Below are 21,833 nucleotides of genomic sequence, written 5' to 3' on the forward strand. Positions count from 1 at the left end.
AATGGCATGTTTTCAACCCCTAGCAAATAGAAATCGAGCCAACATGAAACTCAGCACCAAACAAAAACAGTATCTCAAAGGACTGGCTCACCCGCTTAAGCCTGTAGTCTTAATGGGCGCCAATGGTTTAACTGAAGCCGTGGTCGCTGAAATTGAGCTTGCGCTTGACCACCACGAGCTGATTAAAGTGAAAGTGGCCTCTGAAGACCGTGAGACCAAAAACCTGATTATCGACGCGATCCTACGGGAAACAGGCGCCGAAAAAGTGCAGGTAATCGGTAAAACTTTGGTCATTTATCGCCAAAGCGACGCACGCAAAATTGAATTACCACGCAAATAATCATGTGTGTGATCAAGTACGTGCTGTAGCATAACAAAAAGGCCGCATTGCGGCCTTTTTACTGTGTCAGCATCGGAGAAAAGTTACATTCCGTAACACTTTCCTACACGTAATCGACGCTATCAATTTCGAACTCTTTGACGCCACCTGGGGTGGTGATGCTCACTTCTTCACCTTCTTCTTTACCAATCAGGCCGCGAGCAATGGGAGAATTCACCGAAATCAAATTCGCTTTGATGTCGGCTTCATCATCACCCACGATCCGATAGGTCACTTCTTCGTCAGTGCTCACGTCAATCAAGGTGACCGTCGCGCCAAAAATCACTTTGCCATTATTCGGCATCTTGGTGACATCAATCACCTGTGCCACCGACAGCTTGTATTCGATGTCACGGATTTGCGCCTCACAAATGCCCTGCTCTTCACGAGCCGCATGATATTCTGCGTTTTCTTTTAAGTCGCCGAGCTCACGCGCCTCTGCAATGGCGTTGGAGATCTCAGGGCGACGCTTGATCAACTTGTCCAGCTCTTCTCGTAGCAGCTGCTCACCGCGTACGGTCATTGGCACTTTATCCATAAATGACATTACCTCTTTCAATCCACAGCAAAGGGATTTTGGCAAAACAAAGCCACGCCCAAACAGAGTATCTGGGCGCGGCGGAATTCAACGCTTTTTTTAGATTGTAAACAAGAATTCGCGCAAAATCATCTCTGATCCGGTGATAGCGTGAGCCATCCATCGGCTATACGCTTCGCCCCCAACCCAGCTGACGGCCTGGCCACCCCGAACGGCTTGTCTTCAAGGCTAGACAGGGTAGGATGGCATGCATGCGCAAACAAAAAGGCTTTTACCATGCTGTCCGCTCTTTTCCGCCGCCTCGCCCCCATGGCGGTTTTCCTCGTGCCGTTTGCATCGGCCTCGGCGCCGTCGTTAACACTGGAACAACTGACACCATTACTCCCCAAAGGCAGCCAAGTCGCGCTATGGGTGAGTGATGCGCAGCAAAATCAGCCCCAGATCAGTGAGCAAGCCGATGCGCTGCTGCCCCCAGCCAGTACACAAAAACTCCTCACCGGACTCGCCGCTCGGCTTTATTTACCGAGCACTTTCCGTTTTTCCACCCGATTGGTGCAAACCGGTGATGACATCGCCCTTATTTTTAACGGTGACCCCTCACTGACTCGAAAGGATATTCGTCAACTGCTGAGTCAATTACCGCGTCGTGGTCTCGATACCATTAACAATCTCTATCTGGATGGGCATGCGTTTGCTGGTCGCACCCGTGCGCCTGGCTGGCCATGGGACATTTTAGCGGTCTGCTACAGTGCACCTTCCACGGCAATCACCCTCAATCACAATTGTGTGCAAGGTGCGATTTATAGCCAGCCTGATAGTACGTTGACACGCGTGCATGTCCCTGACCACCAGCCCGTTTCGGTAGAGAACCAAGCGCGAGCGGTAAGCGAGGACGAACAAGCTACCCGCCATTGCGGGCTCGACCTCACCGCGACACCGCAAAATACGTATTATTTTTCCGGTTGCCTCCCGCATCGGGAGCGTCCGCTGCCCCTCAACTTTGCCGTACAGACCCCTTCGACTTACGTCAAAGCCATTGTGGCCGATGAGCTCGCACGCCTGAATGTGCGTGTGAAAGGCGATATCCGAGTGGCGCGGGCGCCCAGCCAGTCACGCGAGTTGGCTCGTCACCAGTCAGCGCCCCTTACCTCCCTGCTCACCACGATGCTACGCGACTCTGACAACCTCATTGCCGACAATCTTCTCAAAGCCTTGGGACGCCGCTACTTTCAGCAGCCTGGCTCTTATCGCAATGGCGTCGCGGCGGTGAAAGCGATATTGCAGGAGGCTGGGATTGACCTATCACAGGCTGTGCTGGTCGATGGCTCAGGGCTGTCTCGTAATAACCGTCTCAGCGCCCGCCAACTGGCGCAGGTGATGCATTACATCACCACTCACCCGGCACTTGGCATGGTTCAAATGCTCCCCACTGCCGGTGTGGATGGTACCCTCAAGTATCGCCAGAGTATTCGCCACGCCCCCATAAAAGGGCGTTTAAAGGCCAAAAGTGGTTCGCTGTATGGCAGCTTTAATCTAGCTGGGTTTTTGGAGGATGATTCAGGAAACCAGCATATCGTGGTGCAACTTGTCAGTCATTATCATCCCGAGGAAGACGCACAGCCGGAGAATGTGCCCTCGCCGATTACTCAGTTTGAGCGTGAATTTTATATGGCGCTGATCCGCGGTCAGTTACTGCCTACACGAGCGCCATCTCACTGAACAAAAAAGCCCGCCAAGATGGCGGGCTCATACGCGTTGACAATCATACTGTTATGATTTGGTCAGCACCCGTGCATGCAACGATTGCACAGGATTGACTTTACTCATATCGGCGGCCGTTAACGCCATACAGGTCGCGAAAGCAGCATTCAAGGTCGTGGTATAATTCACTTTAGCCGCCAGTGCGCCACGGCGCAGCACTTTTGAGTCCTCAATCGCTTGACGCCCTTCCGTGGTATTGACGATATAGCTGTACTCACCGTTTTTGATGCGATCAAGAATGTGTGGTCGCCCTTCATGTACCTTATTGACCAGACGCGGATTGATGCCCGCCTCGCCAAGGATCACCGCGGTGCCGTGGGTCGCGTCGAGCTCAAAACCAAGCTTGAGCAACTTCGCCGCTAAATCCACCACGCGCTGCTTGTCATTATTGCGCACCGATAACAAGGCACGTCCACCCTCGCTGTAGGCTTTACCACAGGCTAAATCCGCTTTGGCAAACGCTTCGGCAAAGGTATCACCGACACCCATCACCTCGCCGGTCGAGCGCATTTCAGGGCCCAGCAGTGGATCAACCCCTGGGAATTTATTGAACGGCAGCACTACCTCTTTGACCGAGTAATAAGGTGGAATCACCTCTTTAACAAACCCTTGCTCGGCCAGTGAGCGTCCGGCCATGACCCGTGCTGCAATTTTCGCGAGCGGGACACCGGTCGCCTTGGACACAAATGGGACCGTACGCGCCGCACGCGGGTTGACTTCAATGAGATAGATTTCATCATCTTTCACCGCAAATTGGGTGTTGACCAAACCTTTGACGCCTAGCTCCAACGCCAGCTTACGCACCTGTTCACGCATGCGATCTTGGATATCGTCACTGAGGGTATAAGCTGGTAGCGAGCAAGCGGAGTCACCGGAGTGCACGCCAGCTTGCTCGATGTGCTCCATAATGCCGCCAATCACGGCGGTTTCACCATCGCACACGGCATCGATGTCCACTTCAGTCGCATCATCCAAGAAATGATCCAGCAGGACTGGCGACTCATGCGACACACTCACGGCCTCGTTAAAGTAGCGGCGTAGGTCGGTTTCATCATAGACAATTTCCATCGCTCGCCCGCCGAGGACGTAGGACGGACGCACCACCAGCGGATAACCAATTTCTTTGGCTTTCTCCACTGCTTGTTCCAGTGCGGTGACGGTGGCGTTAGCAGGCTGCTTAAGGCCAAGGCGCTGCACCGCATCTTGGAAACGCTCGCGATCTTCAGCACGGTCAATCGCATCTGGGCTGGTACCGATAATCGGCACACCCGCCGCTTCTAAGTCACGGGCAAGTTTAAGTGGCGTTTGCCCACCGTACTGAACAATGACCCCTTCAGGCTTTTCAACGTTCACGATGGCGAGTACGTCTTCCAAAGTGATCGGCTCAAAATAGAGGCGGTCAGAGGTGTCATAATCGGTAGAAACGGTTTCAGGGTTACAGTTGACCATAATGGTTTCAAAACCATCTTCACGCAGGGCCAGAGATGCGTGGACACAGCAGTAGTCGAACTCGATCCCTTGCCCGATTCGGTTCGGGCCACCGCCAATCACCATGATCTTCTTCTTATCCGTCGGCTGTGACTCGCACTCTTCATCGTAGGTAGAGTACATATACGCGGTGTCAGAAGAGAACTCAGCGGCACAGGTATCCACACGTTTGTAGACAGGATGAATCTGGAACTTGTCACGCAGTTTGCGTACTTCAATTTCCGACACGCCTAACAAGGTTGCCAAACGGACATCAGAAAAACCTTTACGTTTTAACTGACGCAGCGCGGCTTTGTTGAGCCCCGCGAAGCCTTGCTCACGCACTTGCTGCTCATGTTTGACAATGTCTTCAATTTGTACCAAAAACCAGCGGTCGATATTGGTGAGATTAAATACGCCATCGACCGACATACCGGCACGAAACGCATCGGCAATGTACCAAATCCGTTCGGCGCCGGGCTCTTTGAGTTCATGACGAATTTTAGTTAACGCCGTATCGTCATCCAGGTTTACCATCTCATCAAAACCCGCCGCACCCACTTCCAGACCGCGTAATGCTTTTTGCAGTGACTCTTGCTGGTTACGGCCAATCGCCATCACCTCACCCACTGACTTCATCTGGGTGGTTAAACGGTCGTTCGCGCCGGCAAATTTTTCAAAGTTAAAGCGTGGGATTTTAGTCACGACATAATCGATGGTCGGCTCGAACGAGGCGGGCGTTGCGCCACCGGTGATATCGTTCATCAACTCGTCAAGGGTAAAGCCCACCGCCAACTTGGCTGCCACTTTCGCAATTGGGAAGCCGGTCGCTTTTGAGGCCAATGCCGAAGAGCGTGATACCCGCGGGTTCATCTCGATGATCACCATGCGGCCATTTTTGGGGTTAATCCCAAACTGTACATTTGAGCCGCCGGTTTCAACGCCAATTTCGCGCAAAACAGCCAGCGACGCATTACGCATCAATTGGTATTCTTTGTCGGTCAGGGTTTGCGCCGGCGCCACCGTGATAGAGTCCCCCGTGTGGACCCCCATGGCGTCGAAGTTTTCAATCGAGCAGACAATGATGCAGTTGTCGTTTTTATCCCGCACCACTTCCATTTCGTATTCTTTCCAACCAATGAGTGACTCATCAATCAACAACTCATTGGTGGGGGATAAATCGAGGCCGCGCTCGCAAATCTCTTTGAACTCTTCCTGGTTGTAGGCAATGCCCCCACCAGTGCCCCCCATGGTAAAGGAGGGACGGATAATACAAGGGAAGCCCACTTCGTCGAGCACCTTGTGCGCCTCATCCATGCTGTGGGCGATGCCCGCACGCGGACAATCCAAACCAATGCTTTGCATCGCCTCATCGAAGCGATGGCGGTCTTCGGCTTTGTCTATTGCGTCAGCGGTGGCACCGATCATTTCCACGCCAAATTCGGCTAACACGCCATGGCGCTCGAGATCCAGTGCACAGTTCAAACCTGTCTGGCCACCCATGGTTGGCAGTACGGCGTCAGGGCGTTCTTTTTCGATGATGTGTTTCACCACCTGCCACTGGATAGGCTCGATGTAAGTGGCATCGGCCATCTCTGGGTCTGTCATGATGGTGGCAGGGTTGGAATTGACCAAGATGACACGATAACCCTCTTCGCGCAGGGCTTTACACGCTTGTGCCCCTGAGTAGTCAAATTCGCAGGCTTGGCCAATGATAATCGGGCCTGCGCCCAAGATAAGGATGCTTTTTATGTCTGTGCGTTTTGGCATGCTCAACGACTCCAATTAGGCGCGATGTTGTTTGATGAGGTCGATAAAATGATCAAAAAGTGGCGCGGCATCATGCGGCCCTGGGCTTGCCTCTGGGTGCCCTTGGAAACTAAATGCGGGTTTATCCGTGCGATGAATACCTTGTAAGCTACCATCAAACAAAGACACATGGGTCGCGCGCAGCGTCTCTGGCAGGCTGTCTTTATCGGCCGCAAAGCCATGGTTTTGGCTGGTGATCATCACCACACCACGCTCCAAGTCTTTGACCGGATGGTTAGCCCCGTGATGACCAAACTTCATCTTAATTGTGTTCGCCCCACTGGCGAGGGCTAAGATTTGATGGCCAAGACAAATGCCAAACAAAGGCAAGCCTTCTGACAAAAACGTGCGCGTCGCTTCAATCGCGTAATCACACGGCGCCGGATCGCCAGGGCCATTGGATAAGAAAACCCCATCCGGGCTCATCGCTAACACCTCTTCCGCTGGCGTGGTCGCGGGCACGACCGTCAAGCGACAGCCACGGTCAACTAACATGCGCAAAATATTGCGTTTAGCACCAAAGTCATAGGCCACCACGTGATACGGCAACTCACCTTCTACGGCAGCCTCGGGCAAGCCTTGATGAAGCTGCCAAGAGCCTTGTGTCCAGCGGTAGCTTTCTTTGGTGGTCACTTCTTTGGCGAGATCCATTCCCTTCAAGCCAGGAAAGTCCTGCGCTTTCGCGAGCGCCAAGGCCTCATCCACACTGTCACCGGCCACAATACAGCCGTTCTGCGCGCCCTTCTCTCGCAACAAGCGCGTGAGTTTCCGCGTATCGATATCGGCAATACCGAGAATGCTGTGCTGTTTGAGGTAATCAGAAAGGGATTGTTGATTGCGGAAGTTGCTGGCTAACAGGGGAAGATCACGAATGACGAGGCCTTGGGCATGAACTTGGCTAGATTCTTCGTCTTCGGAGTTGGTGCCGGTGTTGCCAATATGAGGATAGGTGAGTGTCACAATCTGACGGGAATAAGAGGGGTCGGTTAATATTTCTTGGTACCCCGTCATCGAGGTATTGAAAACCACTTCTCCCACCGCGGTGCCATCAGCGCCGATTGGGGTACCGTGGAACACTGTCCCATCTTCTAGGACTAAGAGCGCAGACTTGCTCAAGACAACCTCCAGTTATATAGAAATGCACTTTTTACGACTAACGTTGCATTCACGTATTCCATCTAAGATCAAAACTCACGTCAAGCTGAATTTTGACAAATTGCGCGCATTCTAGGGATGCACAGGGGGACTGTCAATCAAAGCGCGTGATTTTTCTTTATTTTATTCGCCACTCATAAAAAAACGGCCGCCAAAGCGCTATAACAACAAGCCTCACCCATGAATTACGGATAAAAAACGCGCAAAAGGCACGCTTAATGTGTTTTTCATCAACACCTTTTTACCCTTATCAGAAAAGGTAAATTAGCAAACGTTTACTCATGCAACAAAAGCATGCATAAGGGCTATCTGTCACCATAATGACAACAAACACAAGATTAGTGGTAATAATGTCTGAACCAGAAAGGCAACCGACAGAGGAAGAGGGAAAAGCAGAAAAAAACATCGCGCCGAGGCGCGATGAATAATTATTTAAGATTGAGGACGTCTTGCATCGTGTATAAACCACGTTGATGCTGATTGAGCCAAACCGCAGCTCGTACGGCGCCTTTGGCAAAGGTGTTTCGATTAGACGCCTTGTGAGTAATTTCTACACGCTCGCCAATATCGGCAAACATCGCCGTATGCTCGCCAACAATGTCACCTGCTCGAAGCGTGGCAAAGCCAATTTCATCTTTGCTTCGCTCTCCGGTGATCCCTTCACGCGCATAAACCGCCACATCGCTAAGTTTATTTCCCATTGCGCCGGCAATGGCTTCACCCATACCGAGTGCGGTACCAGATGGTGCATCAACTTTATGACGGTGGTGCGCTTCAACAATTTCAATGTCGCACTCTTCTCCCATCACTTGGGCTGCCTGCTCTAACAACTTGAAGACAAGATTGACACCAACACTGTAATTCGGGGCCATCACCATGGCTGTCGAAGCCGCCGCTTCTTCAATGGTTTGCTTTTGCGAGTCATCAAACCCTGTCGTACCTATGACCAACTGCTTGCCTTGTGCTTGGCATAACGTCAGGTTGGCCAGGGTCGCAGCAGGGGCGGTGAAATCAATGACCACATCGAAGTCGTCACTCACTTTCGCTAAATCGTCCACCACATTAACGCCTAACCGGCCAATGCCCGCGAGCTCTCCCGCATCGGTACCGACTAAGCTGGATTCCGGTCTTTCGCTCGCGGCCCCTAAAGTGGCACCTGGATACTGTGAAACCGCTTGGATAAGGTTGCGACCCATGCGCCCAGCCGCGCCTGCTATGGCAATACGTACCATGATTTTCCCCTTTGTCACTATGCCAGTTCACTGGCTCCTTCTTGGTAGCCAATCACTCTAGCGCGTTCCTTGGCACTTGTATATTGGCGAAAAAAAGGGAAGCACATGCTCCCCTCGCCGTCTTGAACATCACCCTAGGTGACTTCTCGAATTTGCAACTCTTTAGGCACTTCAAAAAACATGTTTTCTTCACGCCCTGCGAGATTATCAACATGGGTGGCACCCAGCTGCTTGATTCGCTCGATAATTTGATCCACTAACTCTTCTGGTGCCGACGCACCGGCCGTGATCCCGACCGTCTGCTTGCCTTCAAACCAGGCCGGATCGATATCTTCCGCCGTATCGGTTAGATAACCTGGCGTGCCGAGTTTTTCGGATAACTCGCGCAGACGGTTTGAGTTGGAGCTGTTTTTTGACCCAACCACCACCATCACATCACAGCTTTGCGCTAAATCGCGCACTGCGTCTTGGCGGTTCTGGGTGGCATAACAAATGTCGTCTTTACGTGGTCCTTGGATGTTAGGAAACACCTTACGCAAGGTATCAATCACATCCGCGGTTTCATCGACCGACAGGGTGGTTTGGCTCACATAGTGCAAGTTATCAGGATCGCTCACCTTCAAGGTATACACATCCTCTGGGGTTTCGACCAAATACATGCCGCCGGTTTCACTGGCGTATTGCCCCATGGTGCCTTCCACTTCAGGGTGGCCGGCATGGCCGATCAATACCACTTCCATGTTCTTACGGCTGGCACGCGCGACTTCCATATGCACCTTGGTCACTAGTGGGCAGGTCGCATCAAACACGGTTAACTGACGCGACTTGGCCTCATTGCGCACGGCCTGAGACACGCCGTGGGCGGAGAAAATCACAATACTGTCATCAGGCACTTCGCTGATCTGCTCAACAAAAATCGCCCCACGCTGCTTTAAGCCTTCCACCACAAAGCGGTTATGCACCACTTCATGACGGACATAAATGGGGGGTTGATAGATTTCTAGCGCGCGCTCAACAATACTGATGGCACGGTCAACCCCTGCGCAAAAGCCACGGGGATTGGCAAGTAAGATCTTCATGTGTCCGCCTTTATTGCACACTTATAATTTCAACATCAAAAATGACGGTCTTCCCAGCCAGTGGGTGGTTAAAATCAACCGTGACGGAATCCCCTGTCACTGCCGTCACAATGCCCGGGATCTCCTGCCCTTGCGGCCCACTAAAGGCAATGATCGCCCCTTCTTCTGCGGGCGTTTCTCCACCAAAGTGACGGCGATCCATGTGATGGATATTATCCGGATTAGGCTGGCCGAATGCATCCTCTGGTGCCAAGGTGAAGCTGCTCGACTCCCCTTCTTTTAAACCAAGAAGGCAAGTTTCAAAGTTTTCCGTCAAGCTACCGTCGCCCATCACCAGCTTCGCCGGTTTACCCGCATTATGGGTGGTATCGGCAACCGAACCATCTTCCAGTTTGATGGTAAAGTGCATAATGACTTCGCTAGACGCTGTGATTGCTTTCATGATTCATCCTTTTAGACAGTCGCGGTTTTGCTGATAGATACGCATCATCCTTGTTTGGTCGATGACTGGCCTTGACGAAAACTATCTAAGATTATCAATGCAGCGCCCAAACATATCGCCGAATCGGCGAGATTAAACGCTGGCCAGTGCGAACTTCCGAGATAAAAATCAAGGAAATCAATCACGTAGCCATGCACAAGACGATCAAACAAATTACCCAGTGCGCCACCAATGATCATCGCATAGGCAATATTGATCATGCGTTTGCTGGCCGGTGTTCCCCGCATCCAATACGCCAATAATCCGCTCACCCCCAGTGCAATCGCACTGAACAGCCAACGCTGCCAACCGCCGGCATCACTTAAAAAGCTAAACGCCGCGCCGTGGTTGTGCACGTATGTAAGATTGAAAAAAGGCAGCACTTCAATCCGATTCGCAAACCCGTATTCCATGGTTTGCATCACCAGCCACTTGCTGCCGATATCGAGAGCAAAGACCAGCGGCGCTAGCCAAAGCCAGCGCCATCCTGATTGTGAGAGGGAAAGAGTCTGCATCACGCAAATTGGCGAGTTTCGCCTTCTCCTGCAATATTGGTCACACAACGGCCACAGATCTCTTCATGACCCGCAATGGTGCCAACATCAGCGACATGGTGCCAACAGCGCTCACACTTAGCCGCGCTTGATGCCGCCACGTCCACAGCCAACCCGTCGAGTTCAGTCTGTGTTGCGGAATCAGGGGCATCTCCCGCGATCACGGTCGCTTTCGAGGTCAACAGCACAAAGCGAAGTTCGTCGCCCATCAAGCGCAGCTTCTCGGCAAAGTCTGTCGGTGCATAAAGCGTGACTTCCGCTTCTAATGAACCGCCGATGACTTTTTCATTCCGGGCTTGCTCTAGGGTTTTGTTCACTGCACCGCGAACATCGAGCAATTTCGCCCAGAACGCCTGATTCAGCACAGCCTGCTGTTCTAAGTCAAACAAGCCGTCATACCAGATTTCGGTGAAGACAAACTTGGTTCGCTCGCCGGGCATTTCATTCCAGATCTCATCCGCGGTAAATGACATAATCGGTGCCATCCAGCGTACCAGTGCTTCCACGATGTGGAAAAGCGCCGTTTGACAGCTGCGGTGCGCATGGCTGCCTGCTTTGGCTGTGTACTGACGATCCTTGATGATATCGAGGTAGAACGAGCCCATTTCAATCGAGCAGAACTGCATCAAACGCTGAGTCACTTGGTGGAAGTTACAGGCATCATACGCGGCAGTGATCTCTTGCTGCGCTTCGAGGGCGCGGCTGACGGCCCAGCGATCGACCGCCACCAAATCGTCTGGAGCAACCAAATCAGTTTTAGGGTCAAAACCGTGTAAGTTAGCCAGCAAGAAGCGCGAGGTATTACGGATACGACGATAAGCATCAGCACTGCGCTTGAGAATTTCATCCGACACACTGATCTCACCCGTATAATCGGTTGATGCCACCCACAAACGGAGAATATCAGCACCCAGCTTGTTCATCACATCTTGCGGCATGATGGTATTTCCCAGCGACTTCGACATCTTGCGGCCATTACCGTCGACGGTGAAACCATGGGTGAGTACACGGCGGTATGGGGCTTTGTCTTTAATTGCCACCGACGTCATCAGTGATGACTGGAACCAGCCACGGTGTTGATCCGAGCCTTCCAAATACATATCGGCTTCTTGACCGTTAAACTCGTCACGCTGATTAACCACAGCATAGTGCGTTGCGCCAGAGTCAAACCACACATCCAGGGTATCCAAGACTTTCTCGTACTGATCAGCGTCATCGCCCAACAGTTCATTCAGATCTAAGTCCCACCACGCTTGAATACCGGCTTTTTCTACGCGCTGAGCCACCTGCTCAATCAGGTTGAGCGTATCCGGGTGTAGCTCTGAGGTTTCTTTATGAACGAACAAGGCAATAGGCACGCCCCAAGTGCGCTGGCGCGAAATACACCAGTCTGGACGCCCTTCCACCATTGACTCAATGCGGCTTTGTCCCCAGTCAGGGATCCATTCAACGTTCTTGATCTCTTGCAGCGCTTTATCTCGCAGCCCTGCTTTGTCCATGGCAATGAACCATTGCGGCGTGGCACGGAAGATGATCGGTGTTTTGTGGCGCCAGCAATGCGGGTAGCTGTGCTCATACGCGTGATGATGCAATAAGGCACCGTGCGTTTTCAGCGCTTCAATTACGCTGTCGTTGGCTTTAAACACGTGTTGACCAGCAAACAGCGGCGTGTCGGGCAGATACACACCATTGCTGCCAACCGGATTAGCCACTTCAAGATCGTATTTTTGACCGACCACAAAGTCTTCTTGACCATGCCCTGGCGCCGTGTGAACCACACCGGTACCCGATTCAGTAGTAACGTGCTCGCCTAGGATAACCGGCACATCAAAGTCATAAAAAGGATGTTGCACGCGTTGAAGCTCCAACGCTTCACCTTTACAGAAACCAAGGTTGTGATAGTGCTCAATGCCCGCGCGATCCATCACATCTTTTGCCAGCTCTGCGGCAAGGATCAAGCGCTGTGGCTGGTCACCTTCCACTTGCACCAAGACGTATTCCAAGTCCGCCGCAACGGCGACCGCACGGTTCGCTGGCAAAGTCCAAGGCGTCGTGGTCCAGATCACCGCGGATACTGGGCCTTCGCCTTGGTGATCGCCCGCTAGGGTAAATACGTTCAATAACGCCTGCTCATCAACTGCGCGGAAAGTCACGTCAATCGACGGTGATGTTTTATCTTGGTACTCAACTTCGGCTTCCGCGAGCGCCGAACCACAGTCTGTACACCAATGCACGGGCTTGAAGCCTTTGTGCAAATGACCATTGCCCGCAATTTTACCCAGCGCTCGGATAATATTGGCTTCGGTATTAAAGTCCATGGTCAGGTAAGGCTTATCCCACTCACCTAACACGCCAAGCCGTTTGAAGTCGGCTTTTTGACCTTCCACTTGCTTGGCCGCGTATTCACGACATTTTTCACGGAACTCGGCGGTGGAGATTTTCTGACCTGGCTTGCCAACTTTTTTCTCTACCATCAATTCGATAGGTAGACCATGGCAGTCCCAGCCAGGGACGTACGGTGCGTCATAGTCCGCCAGCGTTTTCGATTTAATAATAATGTCTTTGAGAATTTTATTAACAGAGTGACCAATGTGAATATTGCCGTTCGCGTACGGAGGACCGTCATGCAAAATAAATGTTTTTTTGCCTTTCTTCGCTTGACGGATTGCACCGTAAAGATCTTCATCGTACCAACGCTTGAGCATATCAGGCTCGCGCTTAGCAAGATTACCTCGCATCGGAAACGCGGTTTCCGGCAGGTTTAAGGTATCTTTGTAGTCACTCATTGATTATTGATTCCGTATGGAGGTTACACTCTAGACATTATTGGCATCAGCCAGCCACGCACGCGCGGCTGATGCATCTCGTTGAATTTGCATTTTTAACGCGTCTACTGACGCAAATTTGGTCTCGTCACGCAACTTATGTAACAAGCTTACTTCAAGCTGTTTGCCGTATAAGTCGAGCGTGTGATCAAAAAGGTGTACTTCGAGTTGCTGGTGCGTGCCGTTTACCGTAGGACGGTGCCCTACATTCGCCACCCCAGGCAACGATTGCCCATCGATGGCCACCGTTACCGCATAGACACCAGAAACAGGTGAAACGCGACGTTTAAGCAACACATTTGCAGTAGGGAAACCAATCGTCCGCCCTAGCTTGCGACCGTGGGCAACCCGGCCACAAATACTGTAAGGACGCCCTAGCATATCGGCCGCCACTTGCATCTTTCCGGCGGAAAGTGCATCACGAATCGCCGTGCTACTCACACGCCGGTCGCTCACACAAAAGCTCTCGGTACTGACAACCGCAAAGTCATGCTCTTGTCCGGCTTGTTTTAAGCGCGAAAAGTCGCCAGTTCGCTTAAGGCCAAAGCGAAAGTCGTCACCCACAACCAGAAACTTAACACCCAATTGATTGACCAACAAGCGGTCCACAAAGGCATCAGGGCTCATGGCGGCGAATGCCGGGGTAAAACTCACGCACAACAGCCTGTCGACGCCCAGTTTGGCAAGCTGGGTGTATTTGTCCCGCAATCGCGATAAACGGGCAGGCGCTTGCTCTCCGAGAAATAACTCGAGCGGTTGCGGCTCGAACAGCATGACGGTCGCAGGCAAGTCAAGGGCTCTGGCCTTCTCAACGACTTGACGCAAAACAGCCTGGTGGCCGAGGTGGACACCATCGAAATTCCCGATGGTCAGTACACAGCCTCGGTGTTGCGCCCGGATGTTGTGGATGCCTCGAATTAATTCCATCGCCTGCTGACTATTTGAACTATTAAAACTGGCGGATTATATACTAGTCAGCGCTGGCAATCAGCCCTGGATTGATAATCCGCGCGCTCTATCATCCACGATGACGAATATCACTCACCCGCACACCGAGCAACAGGGCGGTGACAAGATAAAGCGCGCCGCCTCCCACAATAAGGCTGGCTAACGTTAAGCTTCGAGATAACAAGGACATCGACACCCACTGAGACAACGCAGGCATCACCAGGTACAAACCGGCGATCATCACCCCCACAGCCAACACGAGTTTGCTAATAAATCCGACGGTTGCCCGCGATAATTGATAAATGCCTTGGCGGTGTAATCCTTGATAGAGCAGGCCAGCGTTAATCAACGCAGACAGTGCGGTGGCTATGGCCAGCCCGACATAACTAAACAAGTAAGCAAAAATGGCGTTGAAAACCATGTTACTCGCCATCGCTATCACACCATACTTTACGGGCGTTTTGGTGTCTTGGCGGGCGTAGTAACCAGGCGCAAGGACCTTGATCACCATAAAATTGACCAAGCCACAGGCATAAGCCATCAACGATAAACTCGCCGCTTCTACGTCAGGGACGCCAAATTCACCACGCATAAAGAGCACCATCAACATCGGTTGGGCAAGCACGATCAAACCCGCCATCGCTGGGATCCCAAGGAGCAACACCATACGCACCCCCCAATCCATGGTGGCAGAAAATTGCTGAGGCGATTGGTCAACATGCTTTTTCGATAGCGCCGGCAAGATCACGGTGGCAATGGCAATACCAAACAGGCCGAGCGGAAATTCAAGCAAGCGATCAGAGTAATACAGCCAACTGATCGACCCAGTCATCAAGAAACTGGCAATAAAGGTATCGAATAATAGGTTAATTTGGCTCACCGAAACCCCGAAAAGCGCGGGAATCATCAGCTGGCGTATTTTCACTACCCCAGGATGCTGCCAGCCCCACTTAGGTTTTACCAGCATGCCTTCTTGAGAGAGGAAAGGCAGTTGAAATAAAAGCTGAACCGCGCCCCCAATAAAGACACCAATCGCCAAACCTATTTCAGGTTGGGCAAGATGCGGGGAGATCCCTATCGCCGCTGCGATAATGGCGATATTCAAAAAAACAGGGGTAAAGCTCGACACCGCAAATTTATTGAGGGTGTTAAGTATCGCCCCAGATAAAGCCACAAAGGTAATAAACCATAAGTAAGGGAAGGTAATTTTGAGCATCAAGCTCGCCAACTCAAACTTGGCACCGTCAGGCCGGCCCTCGAGCCAATCAACGAACCAACCTGTACCAAACAGCGCCGCTAGGACGGGCGAACCGACCACCCCGAGCAAGGTGACAAGAGTGACCAAGCCACCTAAGGTGCCCACCACATTGGCGACCAGTTCACGCGAGTGCGCGCGTGTGTCATCATCTTTATCTCGCGCTTGATATTCAGTTAATACGGGCACAAACGCTTGCGAGAAGGCGCCTTCTGCGAACAAACGACGCAAAAAGTTCGGAATTTTGTTGGCGAAAAAGAACACATCGGCGGCGGCGCCTGCCCCCATCAAGTTCGCGATCACCACATCACGGACCAGCCCTAAAACACGGGACACCAAAGTCATGGTGCTCACGATGAGCCCAGAGCGTAAAAGTCGCTTACTCACGGTTACCTCTTGAAAACACGTGCCCAATGCGCGTCACTGTCGCACCTTCATTGTTTCTTTCCGCTGTCACGTTATCACTGACATCGATAAGAAATGGAAATATAGGTGACGTCGGGGCTGAAATGCTGATAGAATCAGCCGCCATATTAACTGTGATAACCCCGCAGCGCCAACACATCGTTGGAGCGGCGGATCTTTGCACAAATGAATTGACAATAGAGGTAAAAAGAGGCATAGTCCTCCGCCTTGAAATGTCACCGAACAAAAAGATTTGGGAGTTAGACCCTTGGCGAATATCAAATCTGCTAAGAAGCGTGCGATCCAGTCTGAGAAGCGTCGCCAGCACAACGCAAGCCGTCGCTCTATGATGCGCACTTATATGAAGAAAACTGCTTCAGCTATCGCTGCAGGCGACAAAGAAGCAGCAACTGCTGCTTTTGCACAAGTTCAGCCTATTCTTGATCGTTCAGCCACCAAAGGCCTGATCCACAAGAACAAAGCAGCTCGTTACAAAGCAGCATTCGCAGCACAAATTAAAGCGCTGTAATTTTGCTCTTTGCAAAGAGATAAAAAAAACCGGCTTCGGCCGGTTTTTTTATTGCTTAAGGGTTGGGTGAATCCACGGTTTCCTTACAATACAGATCATGTAATAACTGGATAACCGCCTCAACTTCATCACTTTTTAGCGAGTAATACACGGTTTGCGCTTCTTTACGCGTGGCCACTAGGCCATCTTTTCGAAGCCAAGCAAGGTGTTGAGACAGCGCCGACTGGCTTAAAGGCACTCGCTCCACCAGCTGCCCAACCGACAACTCTCCTTGCAGTAGATAACACAGAATGAACAGGCGTTTCTCGTTGGCCATGGCCTTGAGCAGGTTTACCGCCTTCGGCCCATTCTGCTGCATGCGGGCTAAATCCATTCAACTTCCATCACTCATTAATACTCATTGCCACGAGTCTAGCACGATCTTTATGCCAATCTGTAACTAAACAAATAAGCGGCTGTAATCTGCCTCACAAATCCGCTTGACCGCCGGATGCTGGATCATTCGCTCGGCGAATATCACATAGTACTCTTCTTTGACCGCACTCAACTCGACAATTTGTACGGCTTGCCCGAGGCGCGTCACTTCCTCGGCATAGGTGGTGGGCGCAATGAATAACGCCTGATGACTAATGCCAAATGCTTTCATCAGTGCAGAGTCATCAAACTCACCCAGTATGTTGGGCACGATGCCTTGTTGATCAAACCACTGTGTGAGTTTTCGTCCCATAGCGGTCGCTTTGCTCGGCATCAATATTTTTTGCGTGGCAAGACGGATAGGTAGCGGCACATCGGGGGGCTCTGCGGGATTAGAGGAATACAAACTCATGCTACTCTCACCAAGCTTGACGCTAAATAACCCCGCCTGTTGCGTGGAATCGACTGGGCAGTCGGACAAGATCATATCCAATTTATGCTGAGAGAGCTGTTCGAGTAGCATCTCGTGCGTCGATTCAAAGCAACGTAGGTGGATGGCATTATCGTTCGGGATAGCATGAAGCAAGATTTGACTGATCAAACGCTTAGATAAGGCATCAGCCACCCCTACATCAAATAAGATGTTTTCTTGTTGGCTATAGTTAACAATATCCAGCATCTCATAACTCAAGCCAAACATACGGTCCGCATATTGAAAAACGAGCTGACCCAGTTCGGTGGGCTCAACATAACGGCCATTGCGTTTAGTAAGCTTGCCATTTAAGCGCTGTTCCAGCGCTCGGATTTGCCCTGTCACTGTTTGTGGTGTTAAACAAAGTTTGTCCGCCCCTTGGGTGATTGAACCTTGCTTGCAGACCATCCAGAAATAATAGAGGTGGTTGTAGTTTAGGTGAGCCATGCTGATTGATAAAAAAACGCCAGACGAGCAGCTTACGCTGCCCCTCTGGCGCCTTCAAGTTTCATGCTCGTTTTAGTCTTTCACATCATCTTTATCGAGCGGCTTTCTCACCCGCTCTCCAGCACGATGCTCTAACGCACGCTCTGAAAAGCTCGACCCATTTTCGGCTTTATCTTTGTCGTTTAATGAGGCCGTCATCGCTTTTCCATCTGCCACGCCCGCTAAGTAGGCTTGGCACACGTCGCTGTTATCCTTTTCTCCGTGGCAGTACATCTCCTGGTTCGCCGCCATGGCAGAGCCAGAGACGGCAACCAGGCTAGTAATCAATGCTAGTGTCGCCTTCTTCATACTCGTCTCCTCGTTCATCAGCAAGCGCGCTGGCTGGGGGCAATGCAAAGTGCAAGACCGCATAACCAATCACCGCGGCCAAGGTTGATCCTATCAAGATCCCCAGACGAGAGAGTGTGACGAACTCGCCATTCACACCGACAAAGGCCAGTGACGAGATAAAAATAGACATGGTAAAACCAATACCACAAAGCACTGACACCGCGAAGATGTGGGTGAAATTCACACGTGCTGGTAATTTGGCAATGCCGAGTTTCACCGCTGCCCAGCTAAAGCTAAAGATACCCAAAGGCTTACCAATCAGCAGACCCAATGCAATACCTAACGGCAACATTTCGGTTAAGTTTGCCAAAGAGACGCCATCCAAAGACACCCCGGCATTCGCAAAGGCGAAGATAGGCAGGATCAAATAGGACACATAAGGATGGAGGGCGTGCTCCATTTTTTTCAACGGTGATGGGTCATCCTCCGTTTTACCTTTCAGTGGGATAGCAAAGCCAAGCACGACACCGGCGAGGGTCGCGTGAACACCTGACTGTAAAACACTGAACCACAGCACCAAACCGACCACCACATACGCGGTGATACTGGTGACCTTGCGCATGTTCATCGCCACCAAGACTAAGGTAGCAGCAAACGCACTGGCTAACGCAACCACTGACAGATCACTGCTGTAAAACAGCGCGATGATCACTATTACCCCAAGATCGTCAATAATCGCCAGTGCGAGCAAGAAGACCTTTAGCGCCAACGGTACACGATTACCCAGCAATGCCAAGACACCGAGGGCAAAGGCAATATCGGTCGCGGCCGGGATCGCCCACCCTGATACCGCGAGAGGATCACCCCAGTTAAAGGCTAAATAGACCAATGCGGGGGCGAGCATCCCACCAATGGCGGCGACCGCCGGGAAGGTCGCTTTGTCTTTCGAGTTTAAGGCACCTTGCACCAACTCACGCTTCACTTCCAAACCAATCAGCAGGAAAAAAATCACCATCAAGCCATCGTTGATCCAATGACCAACCGATAAACCGGCTATATAGGTATGAAGGGTGCTGTCATATAAAGGCTGTAGATCCGAGTTCGCTACGAACATCGCCAATACCGCCGCAATAATCAGCACAATACCTCCTGCGGATTCCATTTTCAGAAACTGACGAATGACATCAGTCATTTAAGCACTCCATACAAAAAAAGTGGATTTCCGTAGTCTAGTCAGCCAGACCACTTTTAGAAAAATCGTTTGTTCTGATAGTAAACATCGGAAAAACCGATATCAAAACTAACTTACCATTGATTTATTCGCAGTCTAATCTTTTTTATCCTTGCTAACCGCCCAGTGTCTAGCATAGTGTCAACGCGCACCTCCCTGTTACATTTTTTCCACGGATTTTTTTACGGCACCGAACGGGCACAAATAATACTTAAAATCAGCAAGCTAACTGGCGCGAACTCCACTGATAACCTCGTCCAGATCGGATTTTCAAACCACTGCAGTATTTGTGTCATATTTCTGAAATATTACCTTCTTACTATCGCCGCAGATTTTTGCTTTGACACTAAACTGACATCGAACTGTCACGGAGATATCTTATGACTCCCCATGCTACAGCGGTAGAGGCAACCCAGAGCTCCTCAAATTGGTTCCGTTGGACCAAGCTTGCCGTCATGCTTTACCTCCTACTGGTGGCCGTTGCCATGGTAGGAAGCGGCTTTAAATGGGCCGTCGGCGACGAAGCAAAGACGCTCTTCGCGTTCGCTTCTCATCCCGTAGCTGGCTTAATGATTGGTATTGTTGCTACCGCATTGATCCAATCGTCAAGCACAGTCACCTCTATTATAGTTGGCTTAGTCGCAGGTGGCCTCCCCGTTGAAGCCGCGATTCCAATGGTCATGGGGGCAAACGTAGGCACCTCGGTCACTAACACGATCGTGAGCCTTGGGCATGCTCGCTGTAAAGTGGAGTTTAGTCGCGCATTTAGTTGCGCCACCGTCCATGATTTCTTCAACCTTTTTGCCGTTGCTATCTTCCTGCCATTAGAGATGGCGTTCGGTTTGCTGAACAAGATTTCCGAGTGGTTGGTTTCACCGCTGACGCAAGCCAGTGACATGAGCATTAAAGGTTTGAACTTTGTTAAACCGCTGACAAAACCCGTGGTTAACGCGGTACAATCACCGCTTGAAGCCGCTCTGCCTGGTAACATTGGTGGCGCTATCATGATTGTCATGGGGATTGCTGCCATCGTGATTGCGATTACCATCATGGGCAAAGTGATGAAAAAGCTGATGGTCGGTCGTGCCAAAGACATGCTGAAGAACGCGATTGGTCGTGGTCCACTGCACGGTATTTTCTCAGGCTCTGTGGTCACTGTTTTGGTGCAGTCTTCATCGACAACCACCAGCTTAATGGTGCCGCTAGTCGGCTCAGGGGTGCTAAAAGTCCGTGACATCTACCCCTTCACCTTAGGCGCCAACATTGGGACTTGTATTACCGCCCTACTCGCCGCCACGGCGGTTACCGGTGAATTCGCTGTCTTTGCCCTACAAATCGCGTTGGTGCACTTAAGCTTCAACATCTTGGCGACGACGCTGATTTTCGGTATTCCGTTCTTGCGTGAATTGCCGCTCAAAGGGGCCGACTGGTTAGGCCAATTGGCAGCCAAATCAAAAGCGGCGGTACTGGCTTACATCAGCCTCGTCTTTGTGATTGTTCCAGGAAGCATTGTGCTGTTGTCACAGTGATGGGTTGACCTCCCGCCCAAGCGCAAAAAACCACCGCCCGTGCGGTGGTTTTTTATTGGAGACACCAAAGTAAGTCAGATAAAGATGTCGCGATATGACACGTGAATCCGATAAGACGTCACTAAATGGCTATCGGTGCTTTAATCGTTGGGTGCGGCTCGTACCCTTCAATCTCAAAGTCATCAATTTGATAATCAAAAATAGACGCCGGTTTACGTTTGATCACCAAGCGAGGTAGTGCACGCGGTTCACGTTTTAGTTGCTCGTAAACAATCTCGTCGGTTAAATGATTATGATAAAGGTGCACGTCTCCAAAGGTATGGACAAAATCGCCCACCGCTAAATCGCATTGTTGCGCAATCATATGAGTGAAAAGCGCATAGCTGGCAATGTTAAACGGCACACCCAAGAAGTAATCGGCGCTGCGCTGATAAAGCTGGCATGAAAGCTTGCCATCAGCCACGTAGAACTGGAACAAGCAATGGCAAGGCGCCAAGGCCATCTTGCCTTGTTCGGCGTTCTCGGTTGGGCTTATCGACTCATCAGGCAAATCAGCAGGGTTCCAAGCGGTAATGATATGACGACGTGAATTAGGTTTCGTTTTAATTTGCTCGATCAGTTGTTCGATTTGATCCACCGTCGAGCCATCAGGACACGCCCACGAGCGCCACTGCGCGCCATAAACGGGGCCAAGATCGCCGGTTTCAGTCGCCCACTCATCCCAGATACGCACCTTATTTTCTTGTAAATAGTGAACGTTCGTATCGCCGTTAAGGAACCACAAAAGCTCATGGATAATGGCACGCGTGTAGAGTTTTTTGGTGGTGAGTAGCGGAAAGCCAGCGGCAAGGTCAAACCGCAGTTGCCGACCAAACACTGACCGTGTTCCCACGCCCGTGCGATCGCCTCTATCCGTCCCATTATCGAGAATATCCTGCATCAAAGCCTGATACTGCTTCATAGTGTTTCCTATCATTGGCCAAACGAACAAAA

The 21,833-nt window shown here is 51.2% G+C and carries 19 protein-coding genes; 4 read left to right on the forward strand and 15 right to left on the reverse strand.

Going from position 1 to position 21,833, the window contains the following annotated elements:
* Nucleotides 1-43: 43 nt before the first annotated feature.
* Nucleotides 44-340, forward strand: coding sequence for a ribosome assembly RNA-binding protein YhbY (gene yhbY / locus EHW58_RS10795; protein ID WP_046075111.1), 297 nt, complete (start codon nt 44-46; stop codon nt 338-340).
* A 103-nt stretch (nt 341-443) separates the two neighbouring features.
* Here the strand turns inward: yhbY and greA are convergent, their stop codons facing one another.
* The gene (greA, locus tag EHW58_RS10800) at nt 444-917 is read right to left on the reverse strand and encodes a transcription elongation factor GreA (RefSeq protein WP_046075110.1); all 474 of its coding nucleotides are present in this window, start codon (nt 915-917) and stop codon (nt 444-446) included.
* Between the two features lie 276 nt (nt 918-1,193).
* On the opposite strand from greA, the gene dacB reads away from it, so the two are divergent.
* Complete coding sequence (gene dacB, locus EHW58_RS10805; protein ID WP_227986310.1) at nt 1,194-2,636, forward strand: serine-type D-Ala-D-Ala carboxypeptidase; 1,443 nt, start codon at nt 1,194-1,196, stop codon at nt 2,634-2,636.
* Nucleotides 2,637-2,687: 51 nt separating this feature from the next.
* Here dacB and carB read toward each other — a convergent pair whose 3' ends face one another.
* The 9 genes from carB to murJ form a co-directional block, all read right to left on the reverse strand.
* On the reverse strand, nt 2,688-5,915 hold the full coding sequence (gene carB / locus EHW58_RS10810) for a carbamoyl-phosphate synthase large subunit (RefSeq protein ID WP_077578309.1): 3,228 nt from the start codon (nt 5,913-5,915) through the stop codon (nt 2,688-2,690).
* A gap of 15 nt (nt 5,916-5,930) precedes the next feature.
* Nucleotides 5,931-7,070: a glutamine-hydrolyzing carbamoyl-phosphate synthase small subunit gene (gene carA / locus EHW58_RS10815; RefSeq protein ID WP_152796355.1), complete on the reverse strand. Its 1,140-nt coding sequence runs from the start codon at nt 7,068-7,070 to the stop codon at nt 5,931-5,933.
* Nucleotides 7,071-7,537: 467 nt separating this feature from the next.
* A complete protein-coding gene (dapB, locus tag EHW58_RS10820) occupies nt 7,538-8,341 on the reverse strand; it encodes a 4-hydroxy-tetrahydrodipicolinate reductase (protein WP_046075107.1) in 804 nt (267 codons plus the stop codon).
* A 134-nt stretch (nt 8,342-8,475) separates the two neighbouring features.
* Nucleotides 8,476-9,420, reverse strand: a complete 945-nt coding sequence (gene ispH / locus EHW58_RS10825) for a 4-hydroxy-3-methylbut-2-enyl diphosphate reductase (protein ID WP_152796357.1) — start codon at nt 9,418-9,420, stop codon at nt 8,476-8,478.
* 10 nt (nt 9,421-9,430) lie between these two features.
* Entirely contained in the window at nt 9,431-9,862 is a 432-nt protein-coding gene (gene fkpB / locus EHW58_RS10830; protein WP_046075105.1) for an FKBP-type peptidyl-prolyl cis-trans isomerase, read from the reverse strand.
* Between the two features lie 44 nt (nt 9,863-9,906).
* The gene (lspA, locus tag EHW58_RS10835) at nt 9,907-10,416 is read right to left on the reverse strand and encodes a signal peptidase II (RefSeq protein WP_046075104.1); all 510 of its coding nucleotides are present in this window, start codon (nt 10,414-10,416) and stop codon (nt 9,907-9,909) included.
* A complete protein-coding gene (gene ileS, locus EHW58_RS10840; protein WP_152796360.1) occupies nt 10,416-13,241 on the reverse strand; it encodes an isoleucine--tRNA ligase in 2,826 nt (941 codons plus the stop codon). The genes lspA and ileS overlap by 1 nt, the downstream gene beginning before the upstream one ends.
* A gap of 30 nt (nt 13,242-13,271) precedes the next feature.
* Entirely contained in the window at nt 13,272-14,207 is a 936-nt protein-coding gene (gene ribF / locus EHW58_RS15855) for a bifunctional riboflavin kinase/FAD synthetase (protein ID WP_046075102.1), read from the reverse strand.
* A gap of 91 nt (nt 14,208-14,298) precedes the next feature.
* Nucleotides 14,299-15,870: a murein biosynthesis integral membrane protein MurJ gene (gene murJ, locus EHW58_RS10850; protein WP_077578304.1), complete on the reverse strand. Its 1,572-nt coding sequence runs from the start codon at nt 15,868-15,870 to the stop codon at nt 14,299-14,301.
* A 286-nt stretch (nt 15,871-16,156) separates the two neighbouring features.
* On the opposite strand from murJ, the gene rpsT reads away from it, so the two are divergent.
* Nucleotides 16,157-16,417, forward strand: a complete 261-nt coding sequence (rpsT, locus tag EHW58_RS10855; protein WP_046075100.1) for a 30S ribosomal protein S20 — start codon at nt 16,157-16,159, stop codon at nt 16,415-16,417.
* A gap of 55 nt (nt 16,418-16,472) precedes the next feature.
* On the opposite strand, the gene EHW58_RS10860 is transcribed toward rpsT, so the two are convergent.
* The 4 genes from EHW58_RS10860 to nhaA form a co-directional block, all read right to left on the reverse strand.
* Nucleotides 16,473-16,790: a metalloregulator ArsR/SmtB family transcription factor gene (locus tag EHW58_RS10860; protein WP_046075099.1), complete on the reverse strand. Its 318-nt coding sequence runs from the start codon at nt 16,788-16,790 to the stop codon at nt 16,473-16,475.
* A 66-nt stretch (nt 16,791-16,856) separates the two neighbouring features.
* On the reverse strand, nt 16,857-17,750 hold the full coding sequence (gene nhaR, locus EHW58_RS10865; RefSeq protein ID WP_046075098.1) for a transcriptional activator NhaR: 894 nt from the start codon (nt 17,748-17,750) through the stop codon (nt 16,857-16,859).
* Between the two features lie 72 nt (nt 17,751-17,822).
* Entirely contained in the window at nt 17,823-18,098 is a 276-nt protein-coding gene (locus tag EHW58_RS10870) for a hypothetical protein (RefSeq protein WP_046075097.1), read from the reverse strand.
* On the reverse strand, nt 18,067-19,272 hold the full coding sequence (gene nhaA, locus EHW58_RS10875) for a Na+/H+ antiporter NhaA (protein WP_046075096.1): 1,206 nt from the start codon (nt 19,270-19,272) through the stop codon (nt 18,067-18,069). Before nhaA ends, EHW58_RS10870 begins: the two co-directional genes overlap by 32 nt.
* 419 nt (nt 19,273-19,691) lie before the next feature.
* Here nhaA and EHW58_RS10880 point away from each other — a divergent pair, with 419 nt between their 5' ends.
* Nucleotides 19,692-20,840 carry a Na/Pi symporter gene (locus tag EHW58_RS10880; RefSeq protein WP_152796362.1) on the forward strand — a complete coding sequence of 383 codons (1,149 nt, stop codon included), beginning with the start codon at nt 19,692-19,694 and terminating at the stop codon, nt 20,838-20,840.
* A gap of 121 nt (nt 20,841-20,961) precedes the next feature.
* Here EHW58_RS10880 and EHW58_RS10885 read toward each other — a convergent pair whose 3' ends face one another.
* A complete protein-coding gene (locus EHW58_RS10885) occupies nt 20,962-21,801 on the reverse strand; it encodes a thymidylate synthase (protein ID WP_152796364.1) in 840 nt (279 codons plus the stop codon).
* Nucleotides 21,802-21,833: the final 32 nt, after the last annotated feature.

Origin of the sequence: Salinivibrio sp. VYel1 (assembly GCF_009377945.1) — a bacterium.
GTDB classification, from domain to species: domain Bacteria; phylum Pseudomonadota; class Gammaproteobacteria; order Enterobacterales; family Vibrionaceae; genus Salinivibrio; species Salinivibrio siamensis.